At 71.8% G+C, this 17,332-nt stretch carries 14 protein-coding genes, 2 tRNA genes and 1 pseudogene; 3 read left to right on the top strand and 14 right to left on the bottom strand.

Translation table 11 applies throughout. From position 1 onward, the window contains the following. From B9S61_RS35485 to leuS, 5 genes and pseudogenes are all read right to left on the bottom strand, one after another. Positions 1 to 317 (bottom strand): annotated as a pseudogene (locus B9S61_RS35485) (MBL fold metallo-hydrolase); the annotation flags it as partial. After that, positions 314 to 1,099, bottom strand: a complete 786-nt coding sequence (locus tag B9S61_RS35480) for a ComEA family DNA-binding protein (protein ID WP_181007681.1) — start codon at positions 1,097 to 1,099, stop codon at positions 314 to 316. The gene B9S61_RS35480 and the pseudogene B9S61_RS35485, both read right to left, overlap by 4 nt. A 1,039-nt stretch (positions 1,100 to 2,138) precedes the next feature. After that, on the bottom strand, positions 2,139 to 2,984 hold the full coding sequence (locus B9S61_RS35470) for a DegV family protein (RefSeq protein ID WP_103545847.1): 846 nt from the start codon (positions 2,982 to 2,984) through the stop codon (positions 2,139 to 2,141). A gap of 105 nt (positions 2,985 to 3,089) precedes the next feature. Next, entirely contained in the window at positions 3,090 to 3,836 is a 747-nt protein-coding gene (locus B9S61_RS35465; protein WP_103545846.1) for a hypothetical protein, read from the bottom strand. Between the two features lie 142 nt (positions 3,837 to 3,978). After that, positions 3,979 to 6,861, bottom strand: coding sequence for a leucine--tRNA ligase (gene leuS / locus B9S61_RS35460; protein ID WP_103545845.1), 2,883 nt, complete (start codon positions 6,859 to 6,861; stop codon positions 3,979 to 3,981). A 483-nt stretch (positions 6,862 to 7,344) separates the two neighbouring features. Here leuS and B9S61_RS35455 point away from each other — a divergent pair, with 483 nt between their 5' ends. Further along, positions 7,345 to 8,631, top strand: a complete 1,287-nt coding sequence (locus B9S61_RS35455; protein WP_103545844.1) for a ferric reductase-like transmembrane domain-containing protein — start codon at positions 7,345 to 7,347, stop codon at positions 8,629 to 8,631. 282 nt (positions 8,632 to 8,913) lie between these two features. Then, the gene (locus B9S61_RS35450) at positions 8,914 to 10,524 is read left to right on the top strand and encodes an NADH-quinone oxidoreductase subunit NuoF family protein (RefSeq protein ID WP_103545843.1); all 1,611 of its coding nucleotides are present in this window, start codon (positions 8,914 to 8,916) and stop codon (positions 10,522 to 10,524) included. Between the two features lie 181 nt (positions 10,525 to 10,705). Here the strand turns inward: B9S61_RS35450 and B9S61_RS35445 are convergent. From B9S61_RS35445 to B9S61_RS41285, 9 genes are all read right to left on the bottom strand, one after another. Beyond that, a tRNA-Ala gene (locus B9S61_RS35445) sits at positions 10,706 to 10,778 on the bottom strand. A 136-nt stretch (positions 10,779 to 10,914) separates the two neighbouring features. Beyond that, complete coding sequence (locus tag B9S61_RS35440) at positions 10,915 to 11,148, bottom strand: hypothetical protein (protein WP_004931461.1); 234 nt, start codon at positions 11,146 to 11,148, stop codon at positions 10,915 to 10,917. A 3-nt stretch (positions 11,149 to 11,151) separates the two neighbouring features. Next, positions 11,152 to 11,325 carry a hypothetical protein gene (locus B9S61_RS35435; RefSeq protein ID WP_103545842.1) on the bottom strand — a complete coding sequence of 58 codons (174 nt, stop codon included), beginning with the start codon at positions 11,323 to 11,325 and terminating at the stop codon, positions 11,152 to 11,154. A 202-nt stretch (positions 11,326 to 11,527) separates the two neighbouring features. After that, a tRNA-Ala gene (locus tag B9S61_RS35430) sits at positions 11,528 to 11,600 on the bottom strand. A 132-nt stretch (positions 11,601 to 11,732) separates the two neighbouring features. Next, positions 11,733 to 12,407, bottom strand: a complete 675-nt coding sequence (locus tag B9S61_RS35425; protein WP_103545841.1) for a histidine phosphatase family protein — start codon at positions 12,405 to 12,407, stop codon at positions 11,733 to 11,735. After that, entirely contained in the window at positions 12,398 to 12,844 is a 447-nt protein-coding gene (gene rsfS, locus B9S61_RS35420) for a ribosome silencing factor (RefSeq protein ID WP_103545840.1), read from the bottom strand. Before rsfS ends, B9S61_RS35425 begins: the two co-directional genes overlap by 10 nt. A gap of 449 nt (positions 12,845 to 13,293) precedes the next feature. Next, a complete protein-coding gene (locus tag B9S61_RS35415) occupies positions 13,294 to 15,024 on the bottom strand; it encodes an LCP family protein (RefSeq protein ID WP_103545839.1) in 1,731 nt (576 codons plus the stop codon). Between the two features lie 16 nt (positions 15,025 to 15,040). After that, positions 15,041 to 15,679, bottom strand: a complete 639-nt coding sequence (gene nadD, locus B9S61_RS35410; RefSeq protein ID WP_103545838.1) for a nicotinate-nucleotide adenylyltransferase — start codon at positions 15,677 to 15,679, stop codon at positions 15,041 to 15,043. A 70-nt stretch (positions 15,680 to 15,749) separates the two neighbouring features. Beyond that, a complete protein-coding gene (locus tag B9S61_RS41285) occupies positions 15,750 to 15,914 on the bottom strand; it encodes a hypothetical protein (RefSeq protein WP_181007680.1) in 165 nt (54 codons plus the stop codon). A 372-nt stretch (positions 15,915 to 16,286) separates the two neighbouring features. Here B9S61_RS41285 and B9S61_RS35405 point away from each other — a divergent pair. Then, the coding region (locus B9S61_RS35405; RefSeq protein ID WP_103545837.1) for a M48 family metallopeptidase at positions 16,287 to 17,332 on the top strand (1,046 nt) is incomplete at its 3' end.

Below are 17,332 nucleotides of genomic sequence, written 5' to 3'. Positions count from 1 at the left end.
GCGCGTCCCCGCACCGTCAGGCGGCCACGGGCCACCAGGAGCACGCCGGCCGCCGACAGGGAGCCGAGTACGGTCCCTGTCACCCAGGTGGGCGGCGCGTGCAGCATCAGTGCCGCGGTGACCCACGCGGCCAGGGCCGGCGGGACCAGTCGCAGGTCCGGCGGTCCCTCCTGCCGCGGATGCGCCGCACCGAGCCGCTTCCCGGAGGCGGCGTGGACGGGCGGACGGGTGGTGGCGGTAGTGGCGGTGGCTGTAGTGGCGGTGGCTGTAGTGGCGGTGGTGGCGGTCGGCGCCGTGTCCGTGATCCCGCCGGTCATGGCCGTACGAGGTCGCGCAGGTCCGCGAAGCGGCGGTCGCCGATGCCGTTGACCTCGCGCAGTTCGTCGACGGAGCGGAAACCGCCGTTCCGGGTGCGGTGGTCGACGATGTGCTGCGCCAGTACGGGGCCGACTCCGGGCAGGCCGTCGAGCTGGTCCAACGTCGCGGTGTTGAGGGAGACCGGCGCGGTGGGGCCTGCTGCCGCGCCGCCGGCCGTACCCGACGCCTGGCCGGCGGCTGCCGGGCCTCCTACGACCACCTGTTCGCCGTCGACGAGGAAACGGGCGCGGTTCAGGGCGTCGGTCTTCGTGCCGGGCCGTACTCCGCCCGCCGCGCGCAGCGCGTCCTCCACGCGTGAGCCGGCCGGCAGACGGTGGATTCCGGGCTCCCGCACCTTGCCGCTGACGTCGACCACGATCGCCGGAGCCTCGCTTCCGGTCCGCGCCGCGCCGGCCGGTGCACCCGGTGACACGCTGTCCGCGCCGTCCGCCCCCCGCTGCCCGTGGGGGACGGCGGCCCGTACCACCTCCGGGGCCCGTACCGGCTGGGTCCGGCCCGCCCAGAAGTGCTGCACGGCGAATCCGACGGCGACGACGAGGAGCACCGACAGCGCGACCACGCTCCGGCGCTCCAGACCGCACCGTGTCTGCACCCACAGCGGCAGGCGCTCCCGCAACGCGGGCCCCACCCGCTCCCGGCGCCGCCCCGGCAGAGGTTCCCTCCCGAATCCGCCGTCGGCCGTCTCCCGCGCGCCGGAACCGACCTGCGCAGTGGCGTCCACCGCGCGGCCGCCCAGGTGCGCCGACGGATATTCCGTCTCCCCCGGGACCGGACGCCCCGGACCCGCCGCTCGGTCCGCCCGCACCCCGTGATCCACCGCCACCGCGCGCAGACGGACCGTCGGATCTCCCGGCGCGGACGAAGGCGCCACCGTCGTACGGCGGCCCCCCACCACGTGACCCGCGGACACCTCGCCGCCCACCACCGGAAGCGTGCGACCCGGCGGGGACCCCGGTGAGAACGAACCCCCGACGGGCGCGCGGCGGTCCACCATCGCGTGACCCGCCGGCGCCGCTCGGTCCGCCACGCGGCCTGCGCTTCCCGGCGGAGACCCCATCACGAACGAACGCGCCACCGTCACACGGCGGCCCCCCACCACGTGACCCGCGGACACCTCACGGCCCGCCACCGGAAGCGTGCGACCCGGTGAGAGCCCCGGCGCGCGTCGGCCCACCGTCATGCGGTCCTCCGGGGCCTCGCGGTCGGCGGCCCCCGGGGCGTGGTCCGCGGTGGGGCGGTGCCTGTCCTTCGTGTGCGCCCGCACCGTCGTGCCGCGCGCAGTGGACGCTCCGCTCCCGGCCGCCCTGTCGTCGTTCACGGCCGCTGATGCGTCGGCTCGACCGGCGTCTCCCGGCCCCCGCACTGCCCAGCTCGGCACTCGCCGCCCGGCGGCTTCGCCCACAGCTCCGGCCCCGGCGTCCCCTGCTCCACGGTTGCCGTCTTCACCGTCGCCGTCGTCGCCGTCGCCGCCGCCGAACAGTGCCTCCGCCCGGCGCCGGAGTTCCTCCGCCGAGGCGTGGTGGTCGCGGGAGCGGTAGCCGTGTCGGGGCCGGGCGCCGGTGGGGCGGCGGTGGCGGGCGCGGCTGTCGGATGCGGGGCCGCGGCCCGGTCCGCTGGTCGGTGTCGCTGTGCGTGAGCGTGATCGGAGTGCCATGCGAGGAGCATCCGGCACATCACCCGGCCCGCGATGATCTTGCTGGATTTCGGTGGATCACCGACCGGTTGTGGACAACTCCGTCACCCGTACGAGCGCGCCGGCCTCACCGGGCCGAGACCACGACCCCCAGCAGTCCGGGCCCCGTATGCGCCCCGATCACCGCCCCCACCTCACTGACATGCAGGTCGGCCAGTCCCGGCAGCCGGGTCCGCAGGCGCTCCGCGAGCGCCGACGCGCGCTCGTGGGCGGCGAGATGGTGAACGGCGATGTCGACCTCCGCCCCGCCCGCCCGGTCGGCGGCGATCTCCTCGAGGCGGGCGATCGCCTTCGACGCCGTGCGCACCTTCTCCAGCGGTTCGATGCGGCCGCCCGCCAGCTCCAGCAGCGGCTTGACCGCGAGCGCCGAGCCCAGCAGGGCCTGCGCGGCGCCGATCCGGCCGCCCCGGCGCAGGTAGTCGAGGGTGTCCACGTAGAAGTAGGCCGATGTGCCCGCCGCCCGTTTCTCGGCGGAGGTGACCGCCTCGTCGACGGTGCCGCCCGCCTCCGCGGTCTCCGCCGCCGCCAGCGCGCAGAACCCGAGCGCCATCGCGATCATGCCGGTGTCCACGACCCGCACCGGCACCGGCGCCTGCCGGGCGGCGACCACCGCCGCGTCGTAGGTGCCGGAGAGTTCGGCGGACAGGTGCAGGGAGACGATGCCGGTGGCGCCCGCCTCGGCGACCCTGCGGTAGGTCTCGGCGAAGACCTCGGGGCCGGGCCGTGACGTCGTCACCGGGCGCCGCTTCTGCAAAGCCTGGGCGAGGGACCGGGTGGAGATCTCGGTGCCCTCTTCGAGGGCGCGGTCGCCGAGGACCACGGTCAGGGGGACCGCCGTGATGCGGTGCCGCTCCATCGTCGGGGCCGGAAGGTAGGCCGTTGAATCGGTGACGATCGCGACATGGCGGGACATGAGCTGGAGGTTACCTGGCGTAGTGCCCGTGCGGCAGCCCGGCCCCGCGGGCCGCCTCCGGCCGTGGCCGGATCACGTGGCGCTCACGCGGTGCTCAGGCCGTGCTCACGTGGTGCTCTCCGGGCGCGGCTTCTTCTGCCAGGGGTAGGTGGGGCGCGGAGCGGGCGGATCGAGCGCGGGTCGCGCGGTGTCCTGTTCCGTCGTCTGCCCGGCGGCGGACTCCGGGGTGTCGGGCCAGGTCTGGCCGGCCGCCGGGGCGTCGGCGGCGGGGGCCTCGGGCCAGGGCGGCGGCGTGGGCTGCTGTTCGGTGGTGGTCCAGTGCCGCAGGGCCCCGGTCTCCATGTCGATCTGCTCACTCAGGGAGTCCAGGTCGTCGCCCGCGAAGCGGTGGGCGCGGTCGCGGGCCGCCCAGCGCAGGGAGTCCGCGGAGCCGGTGACCCGCTCGATGCGCTCGCGCAGCTCGGGCAGCCGCGTGGAGAGGGTGGCGCGGTCCGGTTCGGACTCCAGGCGCCTGAGCTCGCCGTCCAGTTCATGGCCGTGTGCGCTCAGGCGCTGGAAGAGGCCGAGGGACTCCCTGATGGACTCGTCCTCGGTGACGGCGGACTCCAGCGCGTCCTGAGTGGCCCGCATGGAGGTGCGCAGCCGCAGCCGGAGCTGGGCGATCTCGCCGGCCGGGCCGGTCTGGGCGAAGGCCTTGGCTCTCAGGGTGTGGTCCTCGACCGTACGGCGGGCCTGGGTGATGTGGCGGTCGGCGCTGCGCTTGGCGGCGCCGACGACCTTCACCGTGGCATAGACGCCGAGCACAACAAAGAGCACGAAGAGCAGGGCGACCACTGCGAACACCGCTTCCACGAGGCTCCTCCTCCGGGCCCTTCGGCCTGTACCGGCACACTCCGCGCCGCTCTTCAACGGTAAACGCCACGGGCAGGTCAGGAGTTCCGCCGGAACCCCGAACCTGCCCGTAGGGGACTACCCCGAGCCCCGGACGCCTGTTTCACGCCGGAACGATGTTCACCAGCTTCGGCGCCCGCACGATCACCTTGCGGATCCCGGCCCCGTCCAGCGCCGCGACGACCCTCTCGTCGGCCAGCGCGGTCTTCTCCAGCTCGTCCTCGGAGATGCCAGGGGACACCTCCAGCCGCGCCTTGACCTTGCCCTTGATCTGCACGACGCAGGTCACGGTCTCGTCGACCACGTACGCCGGGTCCGCCACCGGGAAGTCCCGGTGCACCACCGAGTCGGTGTGCCCCAGCTTGCGCCACAGCTCCTCGGCGATGTGCGGGGCCAGCGGGGCCACCAGCAGCACCAGGGACTCCGCGACCGGACGCGGCAGTGCTCCCGCGCGCTTGGTCAGGTGGTTGTTCAGCTCGGTGACCTTGGCGATGGCGGTGTTGAACCGCATCCCCTCCAGGTCGCCGCGCACGCCGTCGATCGCCTTGTGCAGCGCGCGCAGGGTGTCCTCGTCGACCTCCCAGGTGTCGACGACGGTCACCTCGCCGGTCGCCTCGTCGACGATGTTGCGCCACAGCCGCTGCAGCAGCCGGAACTGACCGACCACCGCGCGGGTGTCCCACGGCCGCGACACGTCCAGCGGGCCCATGGCCATCTCGTACAGCCGCAGTGTGTCGGCCCCGTACTCGGCGCAGATCTCGTCCGGGGTGACCGCGTTCTTCAGGGACTTGCCCATCTTGCCCAGCAGCCGGGAGACCTTCTCGCCCTGGTACCAGTAGCCGCCGTCGTGCTCCTCCACCTCGGCGGCCGGTACGGCGATGCCCCGGCTGTCACGGTAGACGTAGGCCTGGATCATGCCCTGGTTGAACAGCTTGTGGAACGGCTCCGCGGAGGACACGTACCCCAGGTCGAACAGCACCTTGGACCAGAAGCGGGCGTACAGCAGGTGCAGTACGGCGTGTTCGGCGCCGCCGACGTACAGGTCGACGCCGCCGTGCGGCATGCCCTCGCGCGGGCCCATCCAGTACTGCTCGATCTCCGGGTCGACCAGCTTCTCGCTGTTGTGCGGGTCCAGGTAGCGCAGCTCGTACCAGCAGGAACCGGCCCAGTTGGGCATGGTGTTGGTCTCGCGGCGGTATCTGCGCGGGCCGCGGCCGTCGCCCAGGTCCAGGGTGACGTTCACCCAGTCCTCGTTGCGGGACAGCGGTGTCTCGGGCTGGGTGTCGGCGTCGTCCGGGTCGAAGGTGCGCGGCGAGTAGTCCTCGACCTCGGGCAGTTCCAGCGGCAGCATCGACTCGGGCAGGGCGTGGGCGGTGCCGTCCTCGTCGTACACGATCGGGAAGGGCTCGCCCCAGTAGCGCTGGCGGCTGAACAGCCAGTCGCGCAGGCGGAAGTTGACGGTGCCCTCGCCGTGGCCCTCGCGCTCCAGCCAGTCGATGATGCGGGTCTTGGCCTCGGCGACGCCCAGGCCGTCCAGGGAGACCCGGCCGTTCGAGGAGCCGATGATCTTCGCGTCGTAGGAGGAGAAGGCGTTCTCCCAGGTCGCGGTGTCCGTGCCGCGGCCGTCGGTCGGTTCGACGATACAGCGGATCGGCAGCTCGAAGGCGCGCGCGAACTCGAAGTCGCGCTGGTCACCGGCGGGTACGGCCATGATCGCGCCGGTGCCGTAGCCCATCAGGACGTAGTCGGCGATGAAGACGGGCACCCGCTCGCCGTCGACCGGGTTGGTCGCGTAGGAGCCGATGAAGACGCCGGTCTTGTCCTTCGCCTCGGCCTGCCGCTCGACGTCGGACTTGGCGGCGGCCTGCGCGCGGTAGGCGGCGACGGCCTCGGCCGGGGTCGCGTGGCCGCCGGTCCACACCTCGTGGGTGCCCTCGGGCCAGGCGTCCGGGGTGAACTTCTCGACCAGCGGGTGCTCGGGCGCCAGCACCATGTACGTGGCGCCGAACAGGGTGTCGGGGCGGGTGGTGAAGACGGTGATGTTCTCGCCGTCGATGGGGAAGTCGACGCGGGCGCCCTCGGAGCGGCCGATCCAGTTGCGCTGCTGCAGCTTGATGGCCTCGGGCCAGTCCAGGGCGTCCAGGTCGTCCAGCAGACGGTCCGCATAGGCGGTGATGCGCATGTTCCACTGGCGCAGCTTGGCCTTGAAGACGGGGAAGTTGCCGCGTTCGGAGCGGCCGTCGGCGGTGACCTCCTCGTTGGCCAGGACCGTGCCCAGGCCGGGGCACCAGTTGACCGGCGCGTCGGAGGCGTAGGCCAGGCGGTACTCGCCCAGCAGGTCGGCGCGCTCGGCCTCGGTCAGCTCGCTCCAGGACCGGTCGCCGGGGACGCCGCGCTCACCGGACTCGAACCGTTCGATCAGCTCGGAGATCGGGCGGGCCCGCTTCGCCTCGTCGTCGTACCAGGAGTTGAAGATCTGCAGGAAGATCCACTGGGTCCACTTGTAGTAGTCCGGGTCGATCGTGGCGAACGACCGGCGCTTGTCGTGGCCCAGGCCCAGCCGGCGCAGCTGGGACTTCATGTTCTCCATGTTGGACTCGGTGGACACGCGCGGGTGCGTGCCGGTCTGCACGGCGTACTGCTCGGCGGGCAGGCCGAAGGCGTCGAAGCCCAGGGTGTGCAGGACGTTGTGCCCGGTCATGCGCTGGAAGCGGGCGAAGACGTCGGTGGCGATGTAGCCCAGGGGGTGGCCGACGTGCAGGCCGGCACCCGAGGGGTAGGGGAACATGTCCATGATGAACTTCTTGGGCCGGGCGGCCAGCTCCGCGTCGCCCGCCAGGTCACCCTTGGGGTTGGGCGCGGCGTACGTCCCGTCGGCGTCCCAGGAGTCCTGCCAGCGTGCCTCGATCTCGGCCGCCAGGGCGGCCGTGTAGCGGTGCGGCGCGGCCTCCGCGGCTGCGGTGGCAGCGGGGTTCGTCTCGCTCATGATCCTCAAAGCTCCATCGATCGTCTCTGCCTGCTGCTGCGGCTCCGGCGGAAATGAAAAATCCCCTCGCACAGGAGGGGACGCCGCGCCGATTCCGGCCTGCCGGTGACCGGCGGTCGGGACTGATCAGCGCGGCTCGCTAAGCAGAAGGCGTACGGCACGCATGGCGTCAGGGTACCGCAGCCGCCGATCTCGCCGCGACGCACTTCCACGCCGCTTTGACCACTGTTCAAGGTTACTTCGCGTAACAACCACTAAGGGACATCACAACGGCCTCATTGTCTTTTGATAACAGCGCAATAACTCAAACCTCGCACTGATCGGTACGACGGGGCTTAGAGTGCGGCAGCGGGACCGCTTTACCGAACCGTTCGGAGTTGCCCCCATGAACCCTCGTCCAGACAGCAGCCCACCCGCCGCTCGGGGCCGGTCGGCTGCGGCTCCGCCGTGCCCGCTCCGTGTCGTGACGTCGGGAGGTAGGCCGTGAGGCCGGACGACAGCACGGCGGACGACTGGCTCGCCGAGTTCCTCAACTTCGGTGTGGGCGTTCTGTCACTGGTCTGCCTGAGCTGCTCGGTGATCTGGGGACTCGTCGCCCAGGACCGGATCCTGCTCGGTCCGCGCCAGCGGATCCTGGCCCAGGCGGTGCACCGCTCCACCGCGGTCGCCGCGATCGTCTTCCTGCTGGTGCACATCGGCACCAAGCTGGCCCTGGAGCACACCACGTGGATCGCCGCGGTGCTCCCCTTCGGGCTGGCCCTGACCGACGACGAGGCCGTCACCGGCCGGGCCTTCCTGATCGGCCTCGGCACCCTCGCCGGCATGCTGATGATCTTCGTGGGCATCACCGGCATCCTGCGTAACCGCTTCGCCTCCCCGGCCCCGGTCGCGGCCCGCTGGCGGGCGATGCACATGCTGGCCTACCCGGCCTGGTGCGCGGCGCTGGTGCACGGCCTCTACGCGGGTCGAGCCGCCAAGCCGCTCTTCATGATCCTCTACGGGCTGTCCCTGCTCGGCGTGATGGGGGCGCTCGCGCTGCGCGCCTCTCCGCCCCGCGTCAAGCGCAGAATCTCCGACCGGCTCACCGAGCTGCTCGGCGCCTCCGGCCAGCGGGACCGCGAGCAGCTGGAGGAGAGCCGGTCGCGGGCCGCCGAGTCCGCACTGCCCGGATACGACGGCGGACGCGGCTCCGAACGGGGCGGACGGGGCGGACGGGGCGGGCAGCGTCCGCGCGGGGAACGCCCCCGGTACGAGAGCGCGGAGCGCCCCCTGTACGAGACCGCCGAACGCGTCCCGGCCCCCGAACCGGCGAACGGCTTCGCGGCCGCCTACCGCGCGGTCTCCGCCCCCGTCCCGACGCCGGGCCAGACGCCCCTCACGGACGCGACCGCCCGCATGGACATGCCGCTCGACATGCAGCCCACGGAGGCCATCCCGCGCGTGGACGGACCCTCCAGCACCTCCGGCAACTGGCCGATCCCGTCCCCGCCGCCGGTCGGCGAGGCCCCTCCCTCGGCCTACGACCCGCTCAACGACACCGGATACAACATCCCGGCCTATGACAATTCGGCCGGCTCCGGCTTCGGTTCAAGTGATGTGTACGACACCGGTGAGACGAACGGCCTCTACGGCACGTACAACCCGGATGACACGTACAACAGCGGTCCCGCCACTGATCCACTCCCCGGTGCGTCGCCGTCGTCGTCCTATGACTTCGACGCACCGGGTTCGGGCGAACCTTGGAACACGCCCTCCGGAGGTTTCAATTGACCCCTCCCCCGACAACAGCAGGGGATTCCTGGCTCAGGCTGCCCACACACCCAGCCGGCCAACGAGTCCGACGCTCATGACACCAGCCGGGACGGAACCCGCCCGGCCGCCCCTCACCACGGAAGAGTTGCGCGTGCCCGGTTCTCGCGACGCACGACAGCCGGCCGGCCCGACCGGGCCGGCGGTCCGTCGCTTCCGGGGCGAAGCATCACTTCCTGCCCTGCCCCGCAGGAACCCGATTGATCCTCCGGCTGAAGCCGGGGGCACCCCCGGAGGTCGCCAGTGAACGAGGCCCTGCCCGACGTACCCGAGGTCCGCGTGGTCGGCCTTCCGCAGCTCACGTCGGGCTTCGACCTTGTGGACCGGCTCGATCTGCCCATGCATCTCAAGGTGCACGGGCCGCTCGAGCCGCTGGGCGGTGAGCAGCTCGCGCAGCTCGCCGAACGCATCAACCTCAGGGGGCGCGGCGGCGCGGGCTTCCCCTTCCACAAGAAGCTGCGCTCGGTCGCCGAGACGGCGATCAAGCGCGGCGTCCGGCCGGTCGTCGTCGTCAACGGCAGCGAGGACGAGCCGGCCTGCCGCAAGGACACGGTGATGATCAACCGTGCCCCGCACCTCATCCTGGACGGCGCGCTGCTGTGCGCCGAGGCCATGGGTGCCCGCACGCTCGTGGTGGGGGTCACCCGGGAGTCCACACAGCGCTCCATGGAGGCCGCGCTGGCCGAACGCGGTCTGAACAACGGCCGCCGCTCCGCGCTGCGCGCCCGTGTGCAGCGCAACCCGGTCCGCATGGTCACCGGCGCGGCGGCCTCCCTGATCCGCTCGATCGACGGCGGTCCGGCGATCCCGCCGGGCCGCAAGACCAGCGCCTCGAAGAACGGCGTCGGCGGCGCGCCCACGCTGCTGTCCAACGCCGAGACCTTCGCCCAGCTCGCCATCGCCGCCCGTATCGGCCCGGAGCGCTACTGCAACACCGGCCTGTACGACGAGCCGGGCACCGTGATGCTCACGGTGTCGGGGGCGGTGGCCCGCCCGATGGTCATCGAGGCTCCGACGGGGGTGCCGCTGCGCTACATCCTCCAGCTCGCCGGTGCCCCGCCGGTGCCGCAGGGGGTGCTGACGGGCGGTTACCACGGCAAGTGGATCGACGCCGCCACCGTCAACGAGGCGATCGTCTCCCGCAATTCACTGGACGCGGTGGGCGGCTCGCTCGGCGCCGGGGCGATCCTGCCGATCAGTCAGGACACCTGCCCGCTGGGCGAGTCGCTGCGGGTCGCCCAGTGGCTGGCGGAGGAGAGCGCCGGGCAGTGCGGTCCCTGCTATCTGGGGCTGCCGGCCGCGGCGCGCGGTCTGGAGGACATTCTCAACGGCGGCGGGCCGGCCGCCCTGGAGGCGGTCAAGCAGGTCGCCAAGAACGTGAAGCGGCGCGGCGCGTGTTCGCACCCGGACGGCTCCGCGATGTTCCTGGAGTCGACCGTCAAGGCGTTCACCGACGACCTCGCCGCCCATGTCCTCGGCAACGGCTGCGGGCGGCCCGTGGCGGGCGTTCTGCCGCTCTTCGAGGGAGGCAGGGCCCCTACGGGCATCCCGGGCGGCGGAGGCGAGGAGAACGGCCCCAGCCGCCAGAAGATCTTCGTCGACTGGACGCTGTGCCGGGGCCACGGCCTGTGCGCCGACATCCTCCCGGAGGTCTTCCAGCTCGGCGCGGACGGCTTCCCGACGGTGGCTCAGGCGCAGGTTCCGCGCTTCGCGGAGGCCAAGGCGCTGCGCGCGGTGCGCCGCTGTCCGGCGCTGGCCCTGCGCATCGAGGACGGGGCTCCCCAGGCCAAGGCACCGTCCCGCAATCTGCCGGTGCTCTCCCAGGGGCGCGGCCGGCGAGCGCTGGGCCGCTGACGGGACCGGTCCGCCGGGCCGGCCTCCGGGCCGCCCGGCGGTTCCCTCCCGGGGGCCGATCCGGCGATCCTTCCGGCGGTTCCGATCCGGGCGGGCCCCGGGACGGAACGCCGCACCGGCCGGCACCTCCACAACCGGCGAGGGCGGACCATCCGTTCGGATGATCCGCCCTCGACTTCTGTGGAGCTAAGGAGAATTGAACTCCTGACCTCCTGCATGCCATGCAGGCGCTCTACCAACTGAGCTATAGCCCCTCGCACCGCTCCGCAGGGTTTCCCCCGGCGGCGACGCCAACTTTACACGGTCGACCCGGCCCACCACCAAATCGGTTTCGCGTTCCTCGAGCATGTCCGAAATGCCCTCACGGGTGGTACACCGCCACGCACGCGGTCACGCGGTCACGAACGAATAGAAACGCTTGAGGGTGCAGTGCTCCTCCAGCAGCCGCCCGTAGATCGGCTCCCCCTCGAGTTCACGGTAGGTCTCGATGGGGTCGCCTTTTATGATCAGCGCCCGGGCGCACTCCTCGCACCAGTACTGGTACTCGGGATTGATCGGCTCCATGTCGCGGACGATGGGCGTGCCGCTGCCGCACCAGTCGCACTTCCGCCTGTGTGCACCCATCGATCAGCTCCAGCTGTGGCCGCAGGCCGTGCACACGTAGGAGATCCCGCCGTTGTCCCCGAGCACCTGGGCGACATGCGCGGAACCACAGGAAGGGCAGCTGAGCCTGGTAGAGGTCCGTCGGGTCGACACCGCTCCGAGGAGGTGGTCGACCTCCTCGAGGATGCTCCCAGGCATCACAACTCCCTCCCGTCGGGCCGCGCCCCCTTCCGGTCGTTTGATTCTGCCACGACCGGGCCAATACGGTCAGCGACGCCGTGGTACCGGTCGGGACACGGCTCGACGCCTCGCAGAGGTATACGCCTGAGGGGGCCGTCCTGCTCATCGGCGGACAACGAAAAAACCCGCCTCCTTGGAGGGAGGCGGGATCTTCGTCATGTGGAGCTAAGGAGAATTGAACTCCTGACCTCCTGCATGCCATGCAGGCGCTCTACCAACTGAGCTATAGCCCCTGGTCGCCGCGTGGTGCGGCTTCCCGGTGTTCCGTCCCGCTCGGCGGGGCGAACAAGAAGAACTTTAGCCTGCGACCTGCCGGAAAGTGAAATCCGGGTCCCGGGGCGTCCCGGGGCCGGATCGCCACGCTCTCAGTCGTCGTCGCCGAGCACGGCTTCCGGCAGGGTGCCGGCGTTGTGCTCCGTCAGGCGCCAGCCGCGGGCGCCCTCGCCGAGGACGGACCAGCAGCAGTTGGTGAGACCGCCCAGGCTCTCCCAGTTGAGCGGATCCAGGCCGAGCAGCCGGCCGATGGTGGTGCGGATCGTGCCGCCGTGGCTGACCACGACGAGCGTGCCGTCCACCGGGAGCTTGTCGACGTGCCGCAGCACCACGGGGGCGGCGCGGTCGGCGACCTCGGTCTCCAGTTCGCCCCCGCCCCGGCGGATCGGCTCACCGCGCTTCCACGCGGTGTACTCGTCGCCGTACCTGGCGATGATCTCGTCGTGCGTCAGGCCCTGCCAGACACCCGCGTAGGTCTCCCGCAGGGCCTCGTCGTGGGTGACCTCCAGGCCGGTGAGCGCGGCGAGCTCCGCGGCGGTGGCCGCGGCCCGCTTCAGGTCGGAGGCGACGATCGCGTCGGGCCTGAGGCCCGCCAGGAGACGGGCGGCCCGGCGGGCCTGGGCGAGACCGGTCTCGGTGAGTGCGACGTCCGTGGAGCCCTGGAAGCGGCGCTCCACGTTCCAGGACGTCTGGCCGTGCCGCCACAGGATGACGCGGCGGCCCCGGCGTGCGGACCCGCCCACCTCACCGGTCTCGCTCACCGCCACTCACCACCCGGCTGCGCCGCCTCCTCGGCCTCCTGCTGCCTGGCGTGCTCGGCGGCCTTGCCACGGGTGGCCGTGGCGTCCTCGGGCAGGTCCAGCTCGGGGCAGTCCTTCCACAGCCGCTCCAGGGCGTAGAAGACGCGCTCCTCGCTGTGCTGGACGTGGACGACGATGTCGACGTAGTCGAGCAGCACCCAGCGGGCCTCGCGGTCGCCCTCGCGGCGGACCGGCTTGATGCCGAGCTCCTTGCCGAGCCGCTCCTCGATCTCGTCGACGATCGACTTGACCTGACGGTCGTTGGGTGCGGAGGCCAGCAGGAAGGCGTCGGTGATGGACAGCACGTCACTCACGTCGTAGGCGACGATGTCGTGCGCGAGCTTGTCGGCGGCCGCCTGGGCGGCGGTCCGGACGAGCTCGATGGAACGGTCGGTTGCGGTCACTACAAGGCTTTCGCTCGGCGGTCGTTTGCCCTCAAGGGTCTCACGGACCACCGGGCGCACCCCACGCCTTTGCCCAGGTGCGCCGTGCCTCACCACGCGGGGTGCGCCGTGCCTCACCACGCGTGGTGCGCCGTGCCTCACCACGCGAGTGCGTCCGGCTCGGCCACGCGGGCGCGTCCGGCACCCTCCGCGCGGGGCGCGCCGACCCCGTAGGCACCGCGCGCCCGAGTCCCCCCACGCACGCGGTGTGCACCGGACCTCCTCCCGCCGGGTGCCCGGGGCTCCACCACGCGGGGCGTGCCCGGCCCTGCACACGTGTGCGCCGAGCACCCGCACACATACGCGCCGGGCACCGTCACGCGTGTGCGCCGGACCACGCCCGCGCGGGTGCGCCGGACCACGCCCGCGCGGGTGTGCCGGGCATCCCCGCGCGCAGGCGCCCCGCTCCGCTACGAACCGGGGTCGTAGTCCTGGCCGAGGACGACCGAGACGCGGGCGTTCGCGGAGGTCCTGCCCTTGGTGACGGAGTCGGCGGACAGCCCCAGTGTCTTGGCGACCTCGACGGCGTTCGCCTTGTCGGCGGCGTCCGCGTAGACGACCTCCGAGGTCGCCTCCGAGGCGGCGGTGCCGGCCTCCCGGAAGGTGAAGCCGCCGTTGAGCAGGACCACGCGGGCCTTCTCGGTACGGTTCTCCACCCCGGTGGCGTTGCGCACGGAGACGCTGACGGCGGCGTCCGGGTCGGGGCTCTTCGCGGTACCGCCGAGGACGTCCTTCACCACGCTGTCGCTCGCCTCGGCGGTGAGCGTGCCGTCGTCCTGCACGGGCAGCACGGCGGTCTTGTGGTCGCCGCCCTTGGCCAGGTCGGAGAGCCGCGCGAGGAAGGCGCCGAGGTCCTTGTCGGTGAGCGGCGGCTCGATGATCTGCCCGAGGGTCTGGACGGTGAGCGTGGCGGCGTCCGGGTCGGAGGTCATCTTGCGCAGCACGCCGTGCAGGACCTGCCCGAACCGCTCCAGCTGGGCGTTCTGGGCCTCGCCGGAGCCCCGGTGGGTGGCGTAGGCGACGGCGGCCTTGCCGCTGAGGGTCTGGTTCTTGCCCTTCCTGACCAGCGGCGCCTCGCCCTTCTTCTTGGCGTCCGGGTCGGGCACGTCGGTGTCGGTGTCGACCTCGATGTTGCCGACGAGGTCGACGAGGGTCAGCAGGAAGGGGGTGTCCAGGCGCCAGGTGCCCTCGATGTCGGTGCCGAGGACGGTGTCGAGGGCGGTCCTGGTGCCCTCGGATCCGTCGTCGTCGACCGACTTGGCGAGCGTGGTGGTGGTGCCGTCGTCGGCGGTGACGGCGAGGGAGTTGGGCAGCAGGACGGTGGTGCCCTGCTTGGTGGTGGTGTTGTCGACGAGCAGGGCGGTGGCGGTGCCGCCGCGCTCGGTGTCGTGCAGGTGGACGACGAGCACGTCCCGCTTCTGGGCGGCCGCGGTCGTCGTGGTGGCCTTGTCCTCGCCCGAGGACAGTCCGGGCAGCTTCCCCGCGTACCAGAGGTAGCCGACGCCGCCGGCCGCGACCAGGGCGAAGACCACGACCAGGGCGACGATCCGGCTGCGGGCGCGGCGCCGGGCCTCCTCGCGCCGCTCGGTGCGGTTCTCGGTGAACGCGAGCCAGTCGATGACGTCCTCGGAGTCCCCGTCGGGCTCCTCGACGAAGGCGAACTGCTCGGTGTGGTACTCCCGGCCTGGCCCGGCGGGCGCCTGCTCCTCGTCGACCGGACCGCCCTGCTGCGGGATGTGCGCGGTCTGCTCGGCGACCCGGGGCTGCTGCCCGGTGCCGGAGTACGCGCTCTGCCCGTAGGCGTCGTAGGGGGCCGCCGGGCCGGGACCGCCCTGCTGGGCGCCGTACGGGTCGTAGGAGTCGTACGAGTCGTAGGCGGGCGCCTGCGGCTGCTGCGGGGCTCCGGTCGTGTAGGGGTCGTAGGCCGGCTGCTGGTGCCCGCCCGTGGCGTACGGGTCGTAGCCGTAGCCCTGCTGCCCCTGCTGCCCCTGCTGCTGATACGGGTCGTACGGCTGAGCCTGCTGGGCCGGTCCGCCCTGCTGGTCCATGGCCTGGCGGTAGACGGGCCGGCCGTACTCGTCGTAGCCGGCGATCTCGTACGGGGCGCCGCCCCCGTATCCCGCGTCGTATCGGTCGTTCACCGGTGCCCCTCTCGGATCACTCGCCGCGGTACAGCTCGCGCTTGTCGATGTAGCGCACGACTCCGTCCGGCACCAGGTACCAGACGGGTTCTCCCTTGGCGACTCTCGCACGGCAGTCCGTCGAGGAGATGGCGAGGGCGGGAACCTCCACCAAGGACACACCTCCCTCGGGGAGTCCGGCGTCGGTCAGGTGGTGGCCGGGCCGGGTCACGCCGATGAAGTGTGCCAGGGAGAACAGTTCCTCGCTGTCGCGCCAGGTGAGGATCTGGGCCAGGGCGTCGGCGCCGGTGATGAAGAAGAGGTCCGTGTCCGGGTTGAGCGCGCTCAGATCACGCAGGGTGTCCACGGTGTAGGTGGGGCCGCCGCGGTCGATGTCGATACGGCTCACCGAGAACTGCGGGTTCTCGGCGGTCGCGATGACCGTCATCAGGTAGCGGTCCTCGGCGGCGGAGACCACGCGGTGGTTCTTCTGCCACGGCTGGCCGGTGGGGACGAAGACCACCTCGTCCAGGTGGAACCGCGTGGCGACCTCGCTGGCCGCCACCAGGTGCCCGTGGTGGATCGGGTCGAACGTGCCGCCCATCACACCCAGACGGCGCTTTCCCTGCTCGGCCGGGCCGCAGCCGGGGCCGGTAGGCATGTCCTGCTCTCCCATGCGTGCAGACCCTACCGGCCCGGCCCGGGCACCCCGTCCGCCAGTGCCCTGCCGGGCAGTCCGTCGGAGCTCAGCGGTCGCGGTTGAAGCGGGTGGTGATCCACAGCAGGAGCAGCAGGACGAACAGCGCTCCGCCGCCGGCGAGGTAGGGGTTGAGGCTCTCGTGGTTGCCGCCGTGCTCTCCGCCCTCGGCGGCGAGAGTGACCAACTGGGCAGCGGTGCTGTGGAAGCTCATCTTCGGCAGTACCTATCGCGTGTGGGCGGGATAAAGACGTCCGCTCATCGTAAGCGGGCGCCTCCGCGACGATCACCCCGACTCCGCCGTTGCGGGCGCGGGCACCGCCGGGGACCCGCCGGGGCAGGCAACCATGCCCGGCTCTCAGTCGTCCTTCCGGCTGTAGCCGCGCAACAGGAACCACGCGGTGAGCGCACAGCCCACCAACATCACGATCAAGACGACCCGGAGCAGAATCCCCGCACCTCCTCGGCTGTACCGACGCCCGTACTGCCCGTCCAAGGTATCTCCGCCTAGGCTGGGCCTCGCCGTGGGGGAGGCGAAGGAACGTAACCGGCCCGCCCAGGTCACTCATCCGCACATGGGGGAAACATGTCCGACGGTCATCAGCACAACGGGCACGAGAGCGTGCCGAGCAGGCAGCGCAGGCGCTTCCCCGGGATCTCCTCGCGCGCGTACGAACACCCGGCCGACCGTTCCGCGCTGGTGGCGCTGCGGAAGCTGAGCGGCTTCGACACGGTTTTCAAGGCGCTCAGCGGTCTGCTGCCCGAGCGCAGTCTGCGGCTGCTGTTCCTGTCCGACTCGGTACGGGTCTCGGACCGGCAGTTCGCCCATCTCAACGACATGCTGCGGGACGCCTGCTACATCCTGGACCTGGAGAAGGTCCCGTCGATGTACGTCAAGCAGGACCCGAACCCGAACGCCATGTGCATCGGTCTGGACGAGCCGATCATCGTGGTGACCACGGGGCTGGTGGAGCTGCTCGACGAGGAGGAGATGCGGGCGGTCGTCGGGCACGAGGTCGGGCACGCGCTGTCCGGGCACGCGGTGTACCGGACGATCCTGCTGTTCCTGACGTCGCTGGCGGTCCGGGTCGCCTGGATCCCCCTCGGGAACGTCGCGATCATGGCGATCGTGACGGCGCTGCGCGAGTGGTTCCGCAAGTCGGAGCTGTCCGCGGACCGCGCGGGGCTGCTGGTCGGCCAGGATCTGCAGGCCTCCATGCGCGGTCTGATGAAGATCGCGGGTGGCAACCATCTGCACGAGATGAACGTGGACGCGTTCCTGGAGCAGGCCGAGGAGTACGAGGCCGGGGGCGATCTGCGCGACTCCGTGCTGAAGATCCTCAACGTGCTGCCCCGCTCGCACCCGTTCACCACCGTGCGGGCCGCCGAGCTGAAGAAGTGGGAGGCCTCCCGTGACTACCAGCGGATCGTGGACGGCCACTACCCGCGCCGCGACGAGGACAAGGACGCCTCGGTGCGGGACTCCTGGCGGGAGTCGGCGAGCAGTTACGCCGGTGAGGTGAAGAACTCCAAGGACCCGCTGATGAAGCTGGTCAACGACATCGCCGGCGGTGCCGGTGACCTGGGCGGACGGGTCCGCCGCGGCTTCGGCGGCTTCGCGTCCCCGGGGCC

It is taken from the genome of Streptomyces sp. SM1 (assembly GCF_002910825.1).
GTDB classification, from domain to species: Bacteria; Actinomycetota; Actinomycetes; order Streptomycetales; family Streptomycetaceae; genus Streptomyces; species Streptomyces okerensis.
The sequence above is the reverse complement of the archived record's forward strand: the minus strand, read 5'-3'. Positions and strand labels throughout refer to the sequence as shown.

What these genes read in the sequence shown, in the direction of transcription:
- B9S61_RS35470 (WP_103545847.1), bottom strand. Translation starts at nt 2,984, where the DNA reads ATGTCCCGCCATGTCGCGATCGTCACCGATTCAACGGCCTACCTTCCG.
- leuS (WP_103545845.1), bottom strand. Translation starts at nt 6,861, where the DNA reads ATGAGCGAGACGAACCCCGCTGCCACCGCAGCCGCGGAGGCCGCGCCG.
- B9S61_RS35440 (WP_004931461.1), bottom strand. Translation starts at nt 11,148, where the DNA reads ATGGGTGCACACAGGCGGAAGTGCGACTGGTGCGGCAGCGGCACGCCC.
- B9S61_RS35435 (WP_103545842.1), bottom strand. Translation starts at nt 11,325, where the DNA reads ATGCCTGGGAGCATCCTCGAGGAGGTCGACCACCTCCTCGGAGCGGTG.
- nadD (WP_103545838.1), bottom strand. Translation starts at nt 15,679, where the DNA reads ATGGGAGAGCAGGACATGCCTACCGGCCCCGGCTGCGGCCCGGCCGAG.
- B9S61_RS41285 (WP_181007680.1), bottom strand. Translation starts at nt 15,914, where the DNA reads ATGAGCTTCCACAGCACCGCTGCCCAGTTGGTCACTCTCGCCGCCGAG.